General features: G+C 48.8%; 13 protein-coding genes and 2 pseudogenes. 2 read left to right on the top strand and 13 right to left on the bottom strand.

Features of this window, described 5'->3' with window-relative positions; all coding sequences use genetic code 11:
* Positions 1 to 31 precede the first annotated feature (31 nt).
* Both JCM10914_RS06430 and JCM10914_RS06425 read right to left on the bottom strand, forming a co-directional pair.
* Positions 32 to 919, bottom strand: a complete 888-nt coding sequence (locus tag JCM10914_RS06430) for an aldo/keto reductase (protein WP_036717244.1) — start codon at positions 917 to 919, stop codon at positions 32 to 34.
* Positions 920 to 1,108: 189 nt separating this feature from the next.
* Positions 1,109 to 1,609, bottom strand: a complete 501-nt coding sequence (locus JCM10914_RS06425) for a GNAT family N-acetyltransferase (RefSeq protein ID WP_023958739.1) — start codon at positions 1,607 to 1,609, stop codon at positions 1,109 to 1,111.
* Between the two features lie 164 nt (positions 1,610 to 1,773).
* On the opposite strand from JCM10914_RS06425, the gene xerS reads away from it, so the two are divergent.
* Positions 1,774 to 2,856 (top strand): tyrosine recombinase XerS, encoded by a 1,083-nt coding sequence (gene xerS, locus JCM10914_RS06420; RefSeq protein WP_023958738.1) that lies wholly within the window; start codon positions 1,774 to 1,776, stop codon positions 2,854 to 2,856.
* A gap of 1 nt (position 2,857) precedes the next feature.
* On the opposite strand, the gene mobB is transcribed toward xerS, so the two are convergent.
* The 8 genes and pseudogenes from mobB to JCM10914_RS06380 all read right to left on the bottom strand — a co-directional run bounded on the left by mobB (position 2,858) and on the right by JCM10914_RS06380 (position 11,106).
* Positions 2,858 to 3,358 (bottom strand): molybdopterin-guanine dinucleotide biosynthesis protein B, encoded by a 501-nt coding sequence (gene mobB, locus JCM10914_RS06415; protein ID WP_231638535.1) that lies wholly within the window; start codon positions 3,356 to 3,358, stop codon positions 2,858 to 2,860.
* A gap of 11 nt (positions 3,359 to 3,369) precedes the next feature.
* The gene (gene glp, locus JCM10914_RS06410; RefSeq protein WP_023958736.1) at positions 3,370 to 4,656 is read right to left on the bottom strand and encodes a gephyrin-like molybdotransferase Glp; all 1,287 of its coding nucleotides are present in this window, start codon (positions 4,654 to 4,656) and stop codon (positions 3,370 to 3,372) included.
* Between the two features lie 195 nt (positions 4,657 to 4,851).
* The gene (locus JCM10914_RS06405; RefSeq protein ID WP_023958735.1) at positions 4,852 to 7,335 is read right to left on the bottom strand and encodes a DUF11 domain-containing protein; all 2,484 of its coding nucleotides are present in this window, start codon (positions 7,333 to 7,335) and stop codon (positions 4,852 to 4,854) included.
* Between the two features lie 145 nt (positions 7,336 to 7,480).
* Positions 7,481 to 8,229: pseudogene (locus JCM10914_RS06400) on the bottom strand (DUF4247 domain-containing protein).
* Between the two features lie 10 nt (positions 8,230 to 8,239).
* Positions 8,240 to 8,746, bottom strand: a complete 507-nt coding sequence (locus JCM10914_RS06395) for a DUF4178 domain-containing protein (protein ID WP_023958732.1) — start codon at positions 8,744 to 8,746, stop codon at positions 8,240 to 8,242.
* A gap of 29 nt (positions 8,747 to 8,775) precedes the next feature.
* Entirely contained in the window at positions 8,776 to 9,180 is a 405-nt protein-coding gene (locus JCM10914_RS06390) for a DUF350 domain-containing protein (RefSeq protein ID WP_023958730.1), read from the bottom strand.
* Between the two features lie 138 nt (positions 9,181 to 9,318).
* Positions 9,319 to 9,993 (bottom strand): PspA/IM30 family protein, encoded by a 675-nt coding sequence (locus tag JCM10914_RS06385; RefSeq protein ID WP_023958729.1) that lies wholly within the window; start codon positions 9,991 to 9,993, stop codon positions 9,319 to 9,321.
* Positions 9,994 to 10,077: 84 nt separating this feature from the next.
* Positions 10,078 to 11,106 (bottom strand): NADH:flavin oxidoreductase/NADH oxidase, encoded by a 1,029-nt coding sequence (locus JCM10914_RS06380; protein WP_023958727.1) that lies wholly within the window; start codon positions 11,104 to 11,106, stop codon positions 10,078 to 10,080.
* A 204-nt stretch (positions 11,107 to 11,310) separates the two neighbouring features.
* On the opposite strand from JCM10914_RS06380, the pseudogene JCM10914_RS06375 reads away from it, so the two are divergent.
* Positions 11,311 to 12,119, top strand: a pseudogene (locus tag JCM10914_RS06375) (polysaccharide deacetylase family protein).
* Between the two features lie 74 nt (positions 12,120 to 12,193).
* Here JCM10914_RS06375 and JCM10914_RS06370 read toward each other — a convergent pair.
* The 3 genes from JCM10914_RS06370 to JCM10914_RS06360 form a co-directional block, all read right to left on the bottom strand.
* Positions 12,194 to 12,922, bottom strand: coding sequence for a 3D domain-containing protein (locus tag JCM10914_RS06370; RefSeq protein ID WP_023958722.1), 729 nt, complete (start codon positions 12,920 to 12,922; stop codon positions 12,194 to 12,196).
* Between the two features lie 183 nt (positions 12,923 to 13,105).
* Positions 13,106 to 13,828 (bottom strand): amino acid ABC transporter ATP-binding protein, encoded by a 723-nt coding sequence (locus JCM10914_RS06365; RefSeq protein ID WP_023958721.1) that lies wholly within the window; start codon positions 13,826 to 13,828, stop codon positions 13,106 to 13,108.
* Positions 13,815 to 15,257 carry an ABC transporter substrate-binding protein/permease gene (locus JCM10914_RS06360; protein WP_023958719.1) on the bottom strand — a complete coding sequence of 481 codons (1,443 nt, stop codon included), beginning with the start codon at positions 15,255 to 15,257 and terminating at the stop codon, positions 13,815 to 13,817. Before JCM10914_RS06360 ends, JCM10914_RS06365 begins: the two co-directional genes overlap by 14 nt.
* Positions 15,258 to 15,337: the final 80 nt, after the last annotated feature.

The raw sequence follows: 15,337 nt of genomic DNA, 5'->3' as shown, positions 1-15,337 counted from the left end.
GCTCTATTACATATACCAACGTTTATCTCGCTTATACCTTGCCTACCCAGTCCGGTCCGGCCACTTCGTTCCACCGATTGCGAATTTGTTGATACGCGCCTTCATTAAGCGGTCCGTTGGCCAGCAAACCCGCATTCTGGGCCCAGCGGTCCGGGTTCGCCGTGCCCACGATTGCCGTGGCAACACCAGGTACGCTTAGCGCAAACCTTAGAGCCGTCTCCACATCCTTCTGTACATCGGACAGGAACGGATATTGCAGTTCTTGAAGACGCACCCAATATGGATAAGCATACTCTTCTTTGCCCATGGACTCGTTCTTCCAGGCTACGTTGGCTACAGGACGCTTGGCAATAATACCGAGCCCTTGCTCTATCGCCACAGGAAGTGTCAAATCAATCGCCTCCTGATCTGCGATATTCAGCGAGGTTTCGAAACTATCGAACACCCCTGTCTGCAGGGCATACAAGGCATCGGATGAATCACCGCTGTAACCGATATATCGGGTCTTCCCGTCTCTCTTGGCGCGCTCTAACACTTCGATAACGTCGCCTTGACGAAGGATTTGTTCCGAGCAACTATGGAGATGGATCACGTCGACATGATCCACGTTCAGCCGCTGCAGGCTTCGATCAATGCTCTGCGCAAGGACTACCGGGTCCCAGTCCGCGCCCTCCAGTCCAGAAGCGTGTCCACATTTCGTGAACAAGTAATAATCATCGCGTCGTCCAGCAAGTGCATTTCCAATGAGTTCTTCACTATTCCCGTAGCATTCTGCTGTATCGATCATGTTCAACCCTGCATCGAGGGCGCTATGTAACAGTTGATCCACGGTCTTCTGATCAGATCGCCCAATCTCTGCTCCACCAAACCCGAGAATACTGACCAACATATCCGTACGTCCAAATGATCTGCGTTCCATGTTCTCCTTCCACTCTCCTCCCTGTAGTAACATCGCATCCCTCTTCATTACCCAATTCTCACCCGAAGATAACTTATGTATTGGATTCATGTTGTACATGGTTTAGCATCCGCGCCCATATCATCTCCCACATTTGGTCAGATGAATCAAGGCAGCTACACAATGCACCTCCTCTACGTTACCAAATAGCTAGGAATTAAAAAATTGCGAAGGGTTATCGCGCACCGGATCAATGAATTCCTCATATCTGCCCCCGGTATAACGCTCAATCACCATGCGCCAGAACGCTTGCGCTGGTACATTCGTACTCACCTGCGTCACCTTCCAGCGCCCTGGGTAACGATCGAACAACTGGGTGGCAGCCCATGTTCCAAGACCCGTGCGCCTGTATTTTTTCATCACAAAAAACTCCGTCATATAATAATCCGCCTCATGGGGATCATCCAACTTCTCAATGAGCGCAAAGCCGGCCGGAATCTGATCAAACGTGATCAAGTATGGGAATCTGCGATCCCGCTTTTTCCAGAAGTCATCCAACTCCGGATATGGGAGAAATAACCCCTGCTCGTTCACGGAAATATCCAGGTACTGCGTAAAATCATAAAAATACAACTGCATCAGATTGTAAATGACAGCCTGTTTTCGTTTGGGAACAAGTTCTATCCCCATTCGCGCTGTTAAATCTGGCATGGTGCGGCCTCCCCGATACAACTTGTTTACAGCTACATTCATCATATTATTTATTACACGCTAAATACAAGCAAGTATTATCCGCCTGGCTCCAAGTCAACAAGAAATATTCACCCTCCATATGATACACTTGAACTTAATCAGAAACGGGGGTGGCGAATAACATGAATATTCAAAAAGAAATCGACCGCGCCAAGCTTGACGAGAAGTCTCCCGCTATGCCGTGGTTTGTAAGGCAATTTATCGACTACAAACTCCCGGACCTATCGCCATCGACCCTGCTCGAGTACGTCCGCGATTACGAAACTTTCTTCCAATGGCTGCGCGTTGAAGGCCTGTCCCACGCGGAAGCCAACGATGGCGTTACGCTGGAGGAGCTTGAGAAACTGCGAATGGACAGCATCACGAACTATCGGCTTCATCTCACAACTCGCAGAGAGAGTACCAACTCCAGAATTACTGTATCCCGCAAGCTTTCTTCGCTCCGTTCGCTGTTCCACTATCTAAGCCAAATTGCCGAAGACGAAGATTTCTATCCGCTTCTCAAACGCAACATCATGGCCAAGGTGGAAATTAAACGGATCCATAAACCGAAAGACACGGCTGCCAAGTTGAAGGGCAAGATTCTGGAGGAAGAGGAACTGCAGGATTTCATCACCTATATTCATGAAGGCTACGGTCATGACGTGGAGAATAACAAGCAGGCGTTATACGCGCATCAACACAATAAAGTAAGGGACGCTTGTATTGCGAGTCTGATCCTGAACTCCGGTCTGCGTGTATCCGAGGTCGTTAACCTCAATCTCACGGATGTCGATCTCGGGAACAAGATGCTGCACGTTTTCCGCAAGGGCAACAACGACGAGACCTTTAAGACGCCCGTCTATTTCCGGGCGCAAGCCAAGGACGATCTGGAACATTATCTGGAGCAGCGTCAGTCGCGTTATAAAGTACCCAAGAAAGAGAAGGCTTTGTTTGTCGCGCTGCGCAACGGCCAGCAAGAGGGACAGCGCATGACCAAACGCGCCATCCAGGCGATGATTATCAAGTATGCCAAACGATTCGGCAAACCGTCACTTACGGTGCATAAACTGCGACATTCCTTCGCAACGGACTATTACTTACAGAATGATATATATAAGACCAAGGAACAACTCGGCCATGCCTCTACTGAGACAACCGAAGTCTACGCACATCTGACCGACAAAACAATGTCCCAGGCGATTGAACGGCGCACGGAGGAATGAACTAGTCCCGTTCCATGCTTGCCACAATCCACCGCATAATCTGCTCTACATCGTCCCAGGCATATACCGGAACCGGCAGCTTCTTCTGAACCTCCAGTAGTTGTGCCGGTTTGTTACATAGCTCCCGTGTTACCACGATCCCTCGTACATCTACCAGTTCGTTAAGGAGCGCGAGATCCTGTAGCTTACGCAGCATGACAAGCTTTGGATACTGCTGCTGTTTGAACCCTTCCACGAGGATGAGGTCCATACTGTCCAGTCCTTCCAGCAGATCACCAAGCTCCGAGCCCTCTTCCCTGATGATCGCCGTTCTCGCCGCAGAAGTAATAGCGATACTTGCGGCCCCCGCTTCCCGGAAACGGTACGTATCGGTACCGGGATGATCCATATCGAACGAGTGACCATCATGCTTGATTACGCCCGTTCGAATCCCGCGCGCTTTCAGCATGGGCAACAGTGAGGAGATTAAGGTTGTTTTTCCGCTGTTTTTGTATCCGCACAACTGCAGAACCCTCATGACCATATCCCTGGAAGCACAAGCACCTGGACTTCCTGTCCACGAGCAGCCCCTCTTAACTCCGGCGGAATGATAATCAGACAGTCGCTGTCCTTGATCGTGATCATGACACTGGATTCATCCAATACGGCGGGCGTCGCCACCAATCTTCCATCCACGGCCTGTAAACTTCCCCTTACGAATCTCGTAAAGTTATTCACCTTGTTGTAGTCTGCTCCCAGAACGGCTGTTACCTCTGTCAAAAAAAGACGCTCCATCCCCAGCATCTTCCGTATGGCTGGCCTAACAAACAATAGAAAGCCCACATAACAAGCTCCGGGATTACCAGACAATGCAAACAACAGCTTCCCGTCTTTCACCGCAGCCGTCGTCACACTCCCGGGACGCATCGTCACTTTGTTAAACAGCATGTCCAGTCCACTTGATGTCACAAGCTCGCCCATAATATCATAATCGCCAACCGACACGCCGCCGGTCGTTACAACGATATCGTACTCGCGGAGCGCATCCTCAACTTTCATTCTGGCAAGCTCCACATCATCAGGGATCGCTTCCATGATGACGGGCACGCCTCCTGCCTCGCGTATTTGAGAAGCCAGCATATAGGTGTTGCTATTGCGAATTTTCCCAGGCTCAAGCGGTTCATCAATATCGAGCAATTCTGAACCTGTGGAAAATATGCCCACCTGGGGCTGACGGTATACCTCGACCATGTGAACACCGAATGTGGCCAGCACTGAAATTTCTCCCGGTCCAATTCGTGTTCCTTCTTGAAGAATCAAGGCCTCTTCCTGTAATTCGAATCCACGTGGTGTTATGTTCTTGCCAGGCTCGATGGAACGCTTCAAACCAACATAATTCACACCATTCTCGACCCGCTGCTCCGTCGCTTCCAACATCACAACGCAATCTGCTCCCTCCGGCACTTGAGCACCGGTCATGATCCGAGATGCCGTCCCTGACTCAATACGTATGGATGATACATATCCGCAAGGAATCTCATCCACTACGTGAAGCCATACGATCTCGCCTTGATTACATATATTCAAATCCTCTGATCGTAACGCATATCCGTCCATGCCCGAACGTGCAAAAGCCGGATATGGATGGGGAGCCGTTACCGGTGCCGCCAGGATGCGCCCATCGCTCGCTTGAAGTCTTAACGATTCCGCTGCTCCTCGTTTGACATAAGACACAGCCAGTGACTGGGCATCGGTTACTTGCAGTGCACGGCGATTAAACTTATCGTTGTTGATCTTAGCTTGATGTTCTGAATTGTTCACGAGTGGTATTCTCCTTCTTGCTTTTCATTTGAATCCGATCTACCTAACTTTACTATATTCCATACAAAGTTCAAGCCGCTTGTCCCAAGCAGCCTAGAAGAAGTAAATATGGATGTACTCATCGATTCGACAAGAAAAAGCAGGGTTGTTCCACAACGGGTTCATGTGGAACAACCCCTCAGTGACGCAATGCTGCTACTCTTCTTCCTCCAGCACATCATAAATAACGATATTCGAATCTACTTCAATTGTCTCACTTGATCCCTCAGGGACAAATGTGACATGACCTTGATTTTGTGCCCTCTCTTCATTCGGCAGACTCGCTTGGAGAACTTGAAAGGACACCCGAACGGTGCTGCCAGGCTCTAGCGAACCAAGCCGTATCCCCCTCTCCGGGTCCGCGTCAGGTTCAGGCTGATTGTTAATGATGACGCTACCTGCGTCCAAGCGGGCGCCAGAAGGCAGGTCATCAAATAAAGTGACTTCGTTCAAGCGCGTCGGGCCGATATTCGTCACCTCGAGTGTACCCGTCATATTCGTAATCGTAAAGGAGAAGGTCAGCATGTTCCCGGGCTCGACAACGATAGGGAAGACAGCTTTCTCTACATTCAGCGGAGGTTGACTCGTAACTCTGACGGATGCCTGTGCTCGAACCGGCCCTGTTTCATTCGATATCGCTTGTGCGGTATTAGAAATGACCGTGCCAACTGGCGTATCGCCCATAACACCGTATTCGGCAACAAGGACGACGGATTCATTCGGATTCAGCGCAGGGATCAGTCGGTCGAGAGAAAGTAGCGCATCGGTTACTCTAACAGCGGTCAACCTTGCTGTTCCCGTATTGGTTACCCTGATGCGATATGCTATCGTATCCCCTGAGCGAGTGACTGTTCGATCTGCTTCTTTCGTAATTGAAAGCTGAAAGCTGGGTGTCACTGCTGCTGGAATTACTGTGACCGCAGCCTGGGCACTAACACTCGCTGTCTGATCCGAGACAGCAGTTGAGGTGTTCGTGATGACCGTACCGACACGCGTACCTGCTGGAATCGTGTAAGTGCTAGTTATCACGGTTCTTTCCCCAACAGGCAAGATAGGAATAACCTCCTGTATACCAAGCAGAGGATCGTTAACCACGACATTGGTTAACTGAACATCTCCACTGTTCACAACCACAAGTTGATAGCTCACTGTTTGGCCAGGTGCGGCAGTGGTCGGAGAGACGCTCTTGGTTAAACTTAGTCCCGGAGCGAATACCGGTGTCAGTACCTCGTTGGAAGGAATATCCCCGGTAAAAATCGGACCATCCGTTATGCTCTGATATTCAAAGGTCACCATGGCGTTATTGGCGATCACGCCGTCTGGCGGGACCGAAGTCACTCTTACCTGATACGTCACAACGACCGTATCGCCTGGAGTCAGCGTCCCGAGCGATACGCCGGCAACCGGATCCGCATTCACGCTTGGTAGCGAATTGATCGTAACACTGCCGGGGATGAGTTCACTATTGTTCGGCAAGTTGTCGAACAACAATGAAGCCTCAGCTGGCACCGTCCCGCTATTCTCGATGACGACCGTATACGTCAGAATTTGTCCCACACTGGCCACTTCTGCGTCTACGCTCTTGGAGACCGTAATTCTTGGAGAATTAATTTCGATGTATATCCCTACTGCTAAGACACTATAACCATCCCCACCGGTTCGCAATTGAAATACCGCCGATGACTGATTATTGACGAGTGTTTGAGAGATATCTACGTTGGTGATATCCCAAGATTGTCTTCCCCCCACGATCTGAGTCCCTGGTTGGCCACTGATCTGATTCCGATCGCCAAATGTACCGCTCGTATCGAGTAGTCCGTTATCATCGTTAATTTGTGAAGCAAAGAAATTATTGGGAAAGTTATTCGGTCCTTGGAGCACCGTAAGATCAGCTTCTGTCGGTCCGAATAATACCTGATCGCCTGTCTTGTTCGCGTCACCGTCTTGTGCGCAAAGCGCCATTCGTCCCGAGATTGAACCTGAAGTCGGCGTGGCGAATCCAACTAATTCCGTGGTGAGCTCCGGAATGCCAGCAGCAATCTCTTCGATCCCAACATTGAGGCTCAGATTACGAAAGGGCATGGCCGGATCCTCGTAGACTACGCAGAGCGTCCAGCCGCAGTTATTCGCCGTACTATTGCCCAAATCCAGATTCCCGACAACTCCACCAACCGTGTAACTCCCGGCACCACCGCTTTGGATTTGAGTCGTGACATTGGCCGATCTGAAATAATTGTAAGTTGCGTTGCGATAAGAGGTCTGTGCTGTGATCGGATCTGGAGCGATACTAAACGAAGTTCCTTGCGGCGTCGTTAACGATACCGACTTGTCGATAAATTCAATATAGTTGTTGGTTCCCCCTGATACCCGATAGGTTCCAGCCCATACCAGTTCTGCATACAACACGGAGCTGCCTGCAGGAAGTCTTAGAATCGCACTTGCACTGTTCAGATTGAAGTCCGCTGTCGTTCCTGCCGGATAACTTCCGAATTGCATGGACGTATCCGTCGAAGTAAAAGCGCCGATGTAATCAAGAGTTCCTGGAACACCGGTTGTGGTAGATCGACTCAACCCCAATGTATTCCCTGTAAAAGTGATCGCTCCAGTGTCGTTGTCACTGAAACGGAGTACAAACGGCACATAGATCCCTCCTTATTCAAATAGATATAGATGATTTATTCAATATATGTAGTCTTGGCTAGGCTGGTTAACCTTCGCAGAATTTCACAAAAAAAAGCGCATGTCTGATAAATCAGACATGCGCTTACTTTGTTCAACTTGAAGTTTACCTTCGTCCTCTTCGGAACACCTTACCCGAGCCCATTCTCGTCTTAGGCTTATTGTACGATTTCTTCGGAGAATCGAACAGTCCGCCCCCGCTCTCCCCGCGTTTAATTGTGCCGCGGCTGCTGTTGCCGGCCGAATCCGGATCTCGCTTAAATAGGCTACCGCCGATGCCGGTTCGCGTTGAATCGCCTCCACGTCGTGTAATCTTACCACTGCGATCCACCGTCATCGGAGGAGCTATTTTCTTATCCTGATTCGTCGGCTTCTTATAGTTGCCAGCGGCTGGCTTATGCACATCTTTACTCGTATAGCCGCGATAATTGCCGCCACTTCCGCTCATGGAATCGAATAAATTGCCGATTAATACGGCCGTCAGATACCCTTGCAGGAAGCTTGAATCATAGTTGCGTTGCACATACTCCTTGGAATCAATCTCAATCAATGTATCCGCAGGCTGTTCCGGATCCTGCTGCAAATGATAATACTCATCGCCATACACCAGAAACATCCGCTGCGTATCCGGAGGAGACGACTGATCTGGCGTTTGACCGGACATCAGCTCATCTGCGACATCCGTCACGCTTTTATCCGCAGCACGATAGACGTAAGACGTTGCATTCCCATCCCGATTGACCGATTCAAGCGGGTACGTATCTTGAATATTGGGAGCGCCACAGCCGCTAAGCAAGGATACGAATAGCTGAGCGCCAATATGATTTTTATGGATAGAAAAGAGCGTTCTTTCATGCCACCACTCCTAAGTTGCCCGGATCACACGAACATCTCCAGGGATCACTTTGTCTCCTTCGTACAACATAAATCGTCCATTCTGCCATTCGATGCGCAGCAGTTTATAGTCATCGGACTGATATTGCCACACATGCTGCTCCCCACTTTGGGTAAAAGCCGTCTTGCCTACGATGGCTACATGTCCACCATACTCCTCTTCCAAATGAAACACGTGCTCATCAAGTTCGATGATGGAAGGCACCTCATCAGGAGAATCCAACCTTCCGTCGATCGGGGTATACATCGCATATCGAATCGTTTCTCGTTCTTCGATATGGAGGTAAGCCATGCTGCTACCGTCCTGCAACGTAAGGACAACCGCATTCCGACTTCGGTTATGTACGCGTCCTGTCACCTCATACGTCACAAGCGATACTTCGCATATATCGCCAGGCGCTAGCTGCAGCATGCTTTTCTCTGCTTTCGGCGGTTCTGGCTTGGCAAACAAATTGCTGATTCTCTTCCACATACTCATCTTTCCGCGCTCCTATCCCTATTATGCGATTATAAGCAAGCAGTAATTATTAAGGCGCCAACTACATGAAGCGAACCTGCGAATAACCCGTAACCCGTCTTGCCCTCACGAGTACCCTTATCAAGATTCAGCTTGGCGAAATTGCGAAGCATCATTTCCGTTAGCGCTTCCAGCACGAATAAAATGACAAAGGAAACGACCGAAACTATAATCGCCTCGAGCAAATGATATGATGTACCGATCGATACAGACAGAATGTAGCCTTGGGCGAATAACTTCAGAATAAGTCTTGTCGTTACCGCCATATTACCAGCCTTAACTTCTTCCAGATCATTGTATTTCGTGAATAGGGAATCCACAAACATGAGAACAAACAACAGCAATCCGCCGACGGCTGTCCACAGCAATACCCGCAATATCATATCAAAATCCATCAATTATCCCCCACATTCAGATGTCACGTCTACTTCTTGTCATACAAAAGCGAAGGAGAAACAACGCTTTACGCAAGCCCTGTCATCCTCCCTCGCCACCAATTCATATGCTGTTACAATGACTGACTTATACGAGTATTAGGACTGCTTATCGTCGTATTGCTTCATCAACGCTGCCAACTCGTCTTCAACCGCTTGGTCCTTACCTAGGCTCTCAAACTCCTCGTCAAGCGACTTCTCCCGCTTGGTCATTTCATTGCTAGCCTCAGCACGAGCTTCCATCGCAAGCATCTTCTCTTCCATACGCTTCAGGCCTGCTGAAGCGTTGTCCGAGCCGAAGCCGTTCATCGCTTTGTTAATCTCGGTCTGGGCTTTGGCAGCATTGTAGCGAGCAACCAGCGTTTCACGTTTGTTCTTCATCGCTGTCAGCTGCTTGCGCATCTCTTCCAGTTTACCCTTTAGATTATCTGCAGCCAGCTTGTTCTGGTCGTAACTTGCTTTGTACTCATCGCGCTTCGCTTCAGCCGCCTTCTTCTCCTCCAGCGCTCGTCTTGCAAGATCAACGTTCTGCGCCTGAGCAGCCGTATGGGCTTGCTGGGTGCGTCTCTCGACGAGTGCGGACTGTTCCTCATAAAGGGCCTTGAAACGCTTCTCAATCGCGATCTGCGAAGCGACAGCCTTCTCGGCGTCTTCTAAGTCTTCCGTCATATCTCGAATATACTGATCTGTCATCTTGATCGGATCTTCTGCTTTGTCGATAATGGCGTTAATATTGGACATGGTCAAATCGCGTAATCGTTTAAATATGGACATGGTTCTCTTCCTCTCGCTTTCACATGAAATTAACTCGTTATGATTAATACTTACGTGGCTCGATGCAAAACGTTTCAAAAATTATTAATATTTATATCCGCGTTCATAAGGCTTAGGAACTTTCTGTTCCCCATCCAGCGCCTTCGCCGCATGTACCGCCCAATAAGGGTCACGGAGCATCCCTCTGCCAATCGCAACCAAGTCAGCCTTACCTGATAAAATAACGTCCTGCGCAATATCGTAATCCTCAAGAATGCCGACCGCGATAACCGGAACATCTAGCAATTCCTTAAACTCTGCTGCCAGTTCCACTTGATAACCCGGCTTTGCCTCTGGCCCTCCGTTCGAACCGACGTGGCCTTCCCCACCAGAGGAGATGTGAAATATATCCACACCCGCTTCTTTATAACGCCTGCAGAAATCGGCACAGTATGCTATATCATAACCACCATCAACGTACTCGCGCGCGGAAACACGCATAATGATCGGCATACCTTCGGGCAGCACTTCCTTTACAGCCTGAACGACTCGCTCTCCGAAGAGCGGCAGATCTTGACCATATTCATCCGTGCGGTGATTCGTCAATGGCGAGTGAAACTGATGAATCAGGTAACCATGGGCACCGTGAATTTCGACCGTATCGAATCCGGCTGCAACGGCTCGTCTTGCGCTGTCCTTAAACGCAAGGATTAAATCTTCGATCTCGCTGCCTGACAGTGCTTTCGGCATTTTATAATGCGAACTGAACGGAATGGCTGAAGGGGCGACGGAAGGCTCGGCATCCTGTGCCTTTCTACCTGCATGACCGAGCTGAATACCGATCTTCGTACCATAAGAATGTACCGCGTCTATAATCCGACGGTAAGCAGGAATCTGCTCATCATCCCACAAGCCGGTATCCTGATTTGTGATCCGTCCATCCGGGTGTACCCCTGTCATCTCCACTATAATAAGACCCGTGCCTCCGACGGCACGGCTGACATAATGCACAAAGTGCCAATCATTCGGGACACCATCCTCAGCCAGCACGGAATATTGGCACATCGGTGGCATGACAATTCGATTCTTAAGCATCAAGTTCTGAAAGTTGTAAGGCGTAAATAAATCAGCCAAGTAAATGTCCCCTTCCCTTATTCAAAGACGATTATGTGATTATTACGGGTTATTATACACCTTTCATGGTCAAAACTAAAAAGTAAATGTAATTTACCAGATGAAGGATATTTGGACTACAACATGGGAATACCATATTAAAAGTGAAAGGGGTCGAGCCCATTGTTTACAAGAACGAAACTAAGAACCTTCCTTATAGCGATCATGCTGCTCTTTGTACTACAGCCGGATTTGCATGTAAGTGCTGCAAACTTTGACAACGGAGCACCGGATAGCAGCGACTCTTCCGTGCTATCGGAGTCCATCCAAGTCTCGGATCACTCCAAGGAAGGCAAATCCCCCCGGCCACGGAACCCACTGACACTTAGTCAACTGCTGCAAAAGTACCCTGATACGTTTCGGGCGAGCGGTCCAAGAATCAAACAGATTGCCTTAACCTTCGATGATGTACCGGATCCCCGCTTTACGGGCAAAGTGCTGGATATCCTGAAAGAATATGATGTACCCGCGACTTTCTTCGCCGTTGGAGAGCGGAGCAAGAAACATCCCGATCTCGTGAAGAGAATCCATGAGGAGGGGCATGCAATCGGGAATCATTCTTACAACCATGCCCAATTGAATAAATTGAGCTTAGACAAGTTTATAGACCAGATTGAGCGCACGAATGGCATTTTGAAGAATATCACCGGCATTCATCCGCGGTTGATCCGTCCACCGTATGGCGATATTAATGAGGAACAGCTCCAATGGGCTCGCAGGAACGGTTACAAGGTCGTGAATTGGAATGTCGATTCCCTTGATTGGAAGGGACTTAATAAAGAGGAAGTCAAGCAGAATATCCTCTCTGCCGTCGGTCCCGGCTCTATCGTGTTGCAGCATGCCGGAGGCGGTTCCGGGTCTGATCTAAGCGGAACGATTGAGCGCTGCCTGATATTATTACAGAGCTAAGGAATCAGGGATATACGTTTGTTACCTTACCGGACATGCTTGGTGTATCCGAGTCCAAGTCCTGAAATTACAATAAAAGGCTCCGGTTCGGTGTAAATACCCGAACGGAGCCCTTTTTTATTACGAATAATATATAGAATTAGTCAATGATATACAGCTTGATATCTTGAATACCAAATTGGCGTACGGATGATTGCGAACCGGGGATAAAGATATCAATTTTGTTCCCTTTGATCGCGCCGCCGATATCACGTGCTTCAGCGACGAACGCTTTCTTAGGAAGTCCTGGATGCGCATGCCCCGTTACAAGTACCTTGGTGCCAAGTGGGATTACTTTCGGATCAACCGCAATCGTTCCAAGTTCCAGCGCGTTGCCAAAATAATCGACTGCTCCCCATCCACCGTTCTCGCTGGCTGCTGCGGAATAGGCTGTGGCTTTTACGGACAAGGTCTTGCTGTAATTGAAATTTTTGCCCCAAGCTTCGACCATCTTCTGTTCAGGATACACATTCAAGCTCGGTGTGAATACTGGTGTTCCATTAGATATCGGCTTAGCGGTTGATGCTTGATTCGTTGATACGGTTCCCGGAATCTTAATCGAAAGGCCCGGATAAATATTGGTCGCTTCGATCGTAGGATTGGCGTTCATTAATGTATTTAGATTCACACCGTATTGTTTTGAAAGAAAGTAGAATGTATCGCCTTTTTTGGCGGTATGGGTTGAACTAGCTTGAGCATCATAGCCACCTGTGCCAAACGTAAGTCCGAGCGCAACGGCGGTTACGGTTAATAATCTCGCTGTTTTCCCAGCTGTTTTATGAGGTTTAAGTCCGAGATTCTGCTTCCATGATTTCCATTGTTGTATCATCTAAGATGCCTCCTATGTAGGATTTGAGTTAGGATGTAAATATGTCAACGCCAATGAATATATCACAAATTTGTAACCTATACCGCAAGCAATTGTTACCAATGCATAAAAAAAGCAGCGTCAACCCCTGAGATAATCAGGGTTAACACTGCTTTGCGGCAACATAATCGAGTTATGAATAAGTTACAAAACCTTGCTGAGAAATTCCTTCGTGCGGCTATGCGTCGGAGCTCCAAAGATCTGCTCCGGTGCTCCCTCTTCAACGATCTTGCCACCGTCCATAAACAGAATGCGATCGCCGACTTCGCGGGCAAATCCCATCTCGTGTGTCACGATGACCATCGTCATTCCACCCTCGGCAAGCTTTTTCATGACTTCCAGCACTTCACCTACCATCTCAGGGTCGAGTGCGGAGGTCGGCTCATCAAACAGCATCACGTGCGGTTGCATCGCCAAAGCCCGGGCAATGGCAATGCGCTGCTTCTGGCCGCCAGACAGCTGGGAAGGATAAGCGTCCTTCTTGTCCAGCAGTCCGACGGATTTCAACAGTTCACCCGCAGTAGCCTCCGCTTCTTTGGTGGATACCCCTTTAACTCGAATCGTGGCAAGCGTAATGTTCTCCATCACTTTCATATGCGGGAACAGATTGAACTGCTGGAACACCATGCCCATCTTCTCGCGTGTAGCGTTAATGTTATGGTTCTTTTTCGTAATCAGCTCGCCTTCGAACGTAATCTCGCCGTTCGTAGGCAACTCCAGCAAGTTGAGGCAGCGCAGAAAAGTACTCTTACCCGAACCGCTCGGCCCGATGACGACTAAGACTTCTCCCTTGGCTATATTGATATCGATTCCTTTGAGAATTTCCAGCTTACCAAACGATTTATGCAGATTTTTAACGGTTATCACTTGCGCTTAACTTCCTTTCCCAGACACCCAGCAATTTCGAAAGAATGAATGTCATTATAAAGTAAATCATGGCTGCGACCAGCAGCGGATTCAAAGGTGCGAAGGTCATCCCACGCAAAATTTGGGCTTGATACATAATATCAAATACACCGATAAAGGATACGATCGAAGATTCCTTGATGATGACAACGAATTCGTTACCGATCGCCGGCAGTACGCCCTTCAAGGCTTGCGGCAAGATAATATGGCGCATGGCTTGTCCTCTTGTCATGCCCAGTGACCGCGCAGCTTCAAGCTGCCCCTTATCCACGCCCTGAATCCCTGCCCTGAAAATTTCTGCAAGATAAGCGGCACTATTGAGCGAGAGCGTTAATATACCGGATTGTATGGGTGTGAACTTAATATCGAATGCCGCCAAGCTGTAATGGATAATGAACAACTGCACGAGCATCGGAGTTCCCCGCATCACTTCTATATAAGCTGTCGATAGAAACTTCAGGATCCGCACGCCGGACATTCGCATTAACGCGATGACAAGTCCGAGAATAAAACCGAACAATACACCTAGTGCAGAGATCAACAACGTAAATTGAATACCCTTCACATAGTAATCACGATATTTCCAGAAGAATTCGAACACATTCAGATTCTCTTTGGTTCGGCCGGCTGCGAGATCGCTCGCTTCGTCCACGAACTGCTGGATCTTGTCGTCTGCCTTCAGGCGCGCAAGCGTCGCATTAATGCTGGCCAACAACTCTTCGTTGCCCTTGCGTACGCCAATCGCGTACTCATCGTTCTCAGCCGTTGGCTTGGCTGCCGTAATAGCCATCGTGGCCTCGTTCATATTGGTTTTGGCTATTGGATATTCAGCGATGACCGCATCGACTCGCTCGGAATCGAGTTGCAGGAGCAAATCCGGGATTTTATCAAGCGACACAACGCTCGCATTCGGGATTTGTTTGGCAATTGACTCCTGAATGGACCCTTTCTGTACGCCAATTCTAGCTCCATGCAAGCTTTCCATCGTCGCATATTTCAGTTCATCCTCCATGCGAACGACAACGGATTGTTCAGCCGCATAATAAGGATCTGAGAAATCGATGCTATTGCGGCGTTCCTCCGTTGGATTCATACCGGATATAACAAAGTCCACGCGCCCGCTGGTCAGCTCTGGCAGCAAGGCATCAAACGATGTATCTTGTATAATTAATTCCGCATCAAGATCCTTAGCAATCTCTTTGGCAATTTCAATATCGAATCCGACGATCGTATCCACGCCATCTATAATCTGATGGAATTCATAAGGTGCATAATCCGCACTCGTACCGAGGATTACCGTCTTCTTCTCTCCCTCTGCATGAACCATACCGCCGAATGCAAGCAGTATCGCCATGAACAAGGTTAAGCTCGCTGTTAATTTTCGCTTCATGTGTTTCGATTCTCCTCTAACTATGCTATTAATGAATGCTCTGAATCAGTGCAACTGAGCCATTATAAAACAGCTTGCAT

The sequence above is a fragment of the Paenibacillus sp. JCM 10914 genome, assembly GCF_001315105.1.
Lineage (GTDB): Bacteria > Bacillota > Bacilli > Paenibacillales > Paenibacillaceae > Paenibacillus_AQ.
Note: the sequence above shows the minus strand (reverse complement) of the source record. Positions and strands in the feature narration are given on the sequence as shown.

Coding starts and splice junctions, on each gene's coding strand:
- JCM10914_RS06360 (WP_023958719.1), bottom strand. CDS start 15,257: ATGAAGCGAAAATTAACAGCGAGCTTAACCTTGTTCATGGCGATACTG.
- JCM10914_RS06390 (WP_023958730.1), bottom strand. CDS start 9,180: ATGGATTTTGATATGATATTGCGGGTATTGCTGTGGACAGCCGTCGGC.
- xerS (WP_023958738.1), top strand. CDS start 1,774: ATGAATATTCAAAAAGAAATCGACCGCGCCAAGCTTGACGAGAAGTCT.
- JCM10914_RS06430 (WP_036717244.1), bottom strand. CDS start 919: ATGGAACGCAGATCATTTGGACGTACGGATATGTTGGTCAGTATTCTC.
- JCM10914_RS06370 (WP_023958722.1), bottom strand. CDS start 12,922: ATGATACAACAATGGAAATCATGGAAGCAGAATCTCGGACTTAAACCT.
- JCM10914_RS06385 (WP_023958729.1), bottom strand. CDS start 9,993: ATGTCCATATTTAAACGATTACGCGATTTGACCATGTCCAATATTAAC.
- JCM10914_RS06425 (WP_023958739.1), bottom strand. CDS start 1,609: ATGCCAGATTTAACAGCGCGAATGGGGATAGAACTTGTTCCCAAACGA.
- JCM10914_RS06395 (WP_023958732.1), bottom strand. CDS start 8,746: ATGAGTATGTGGAAGAGAATCAGCAATTTGTTTGCCAAGCCAGAACCG.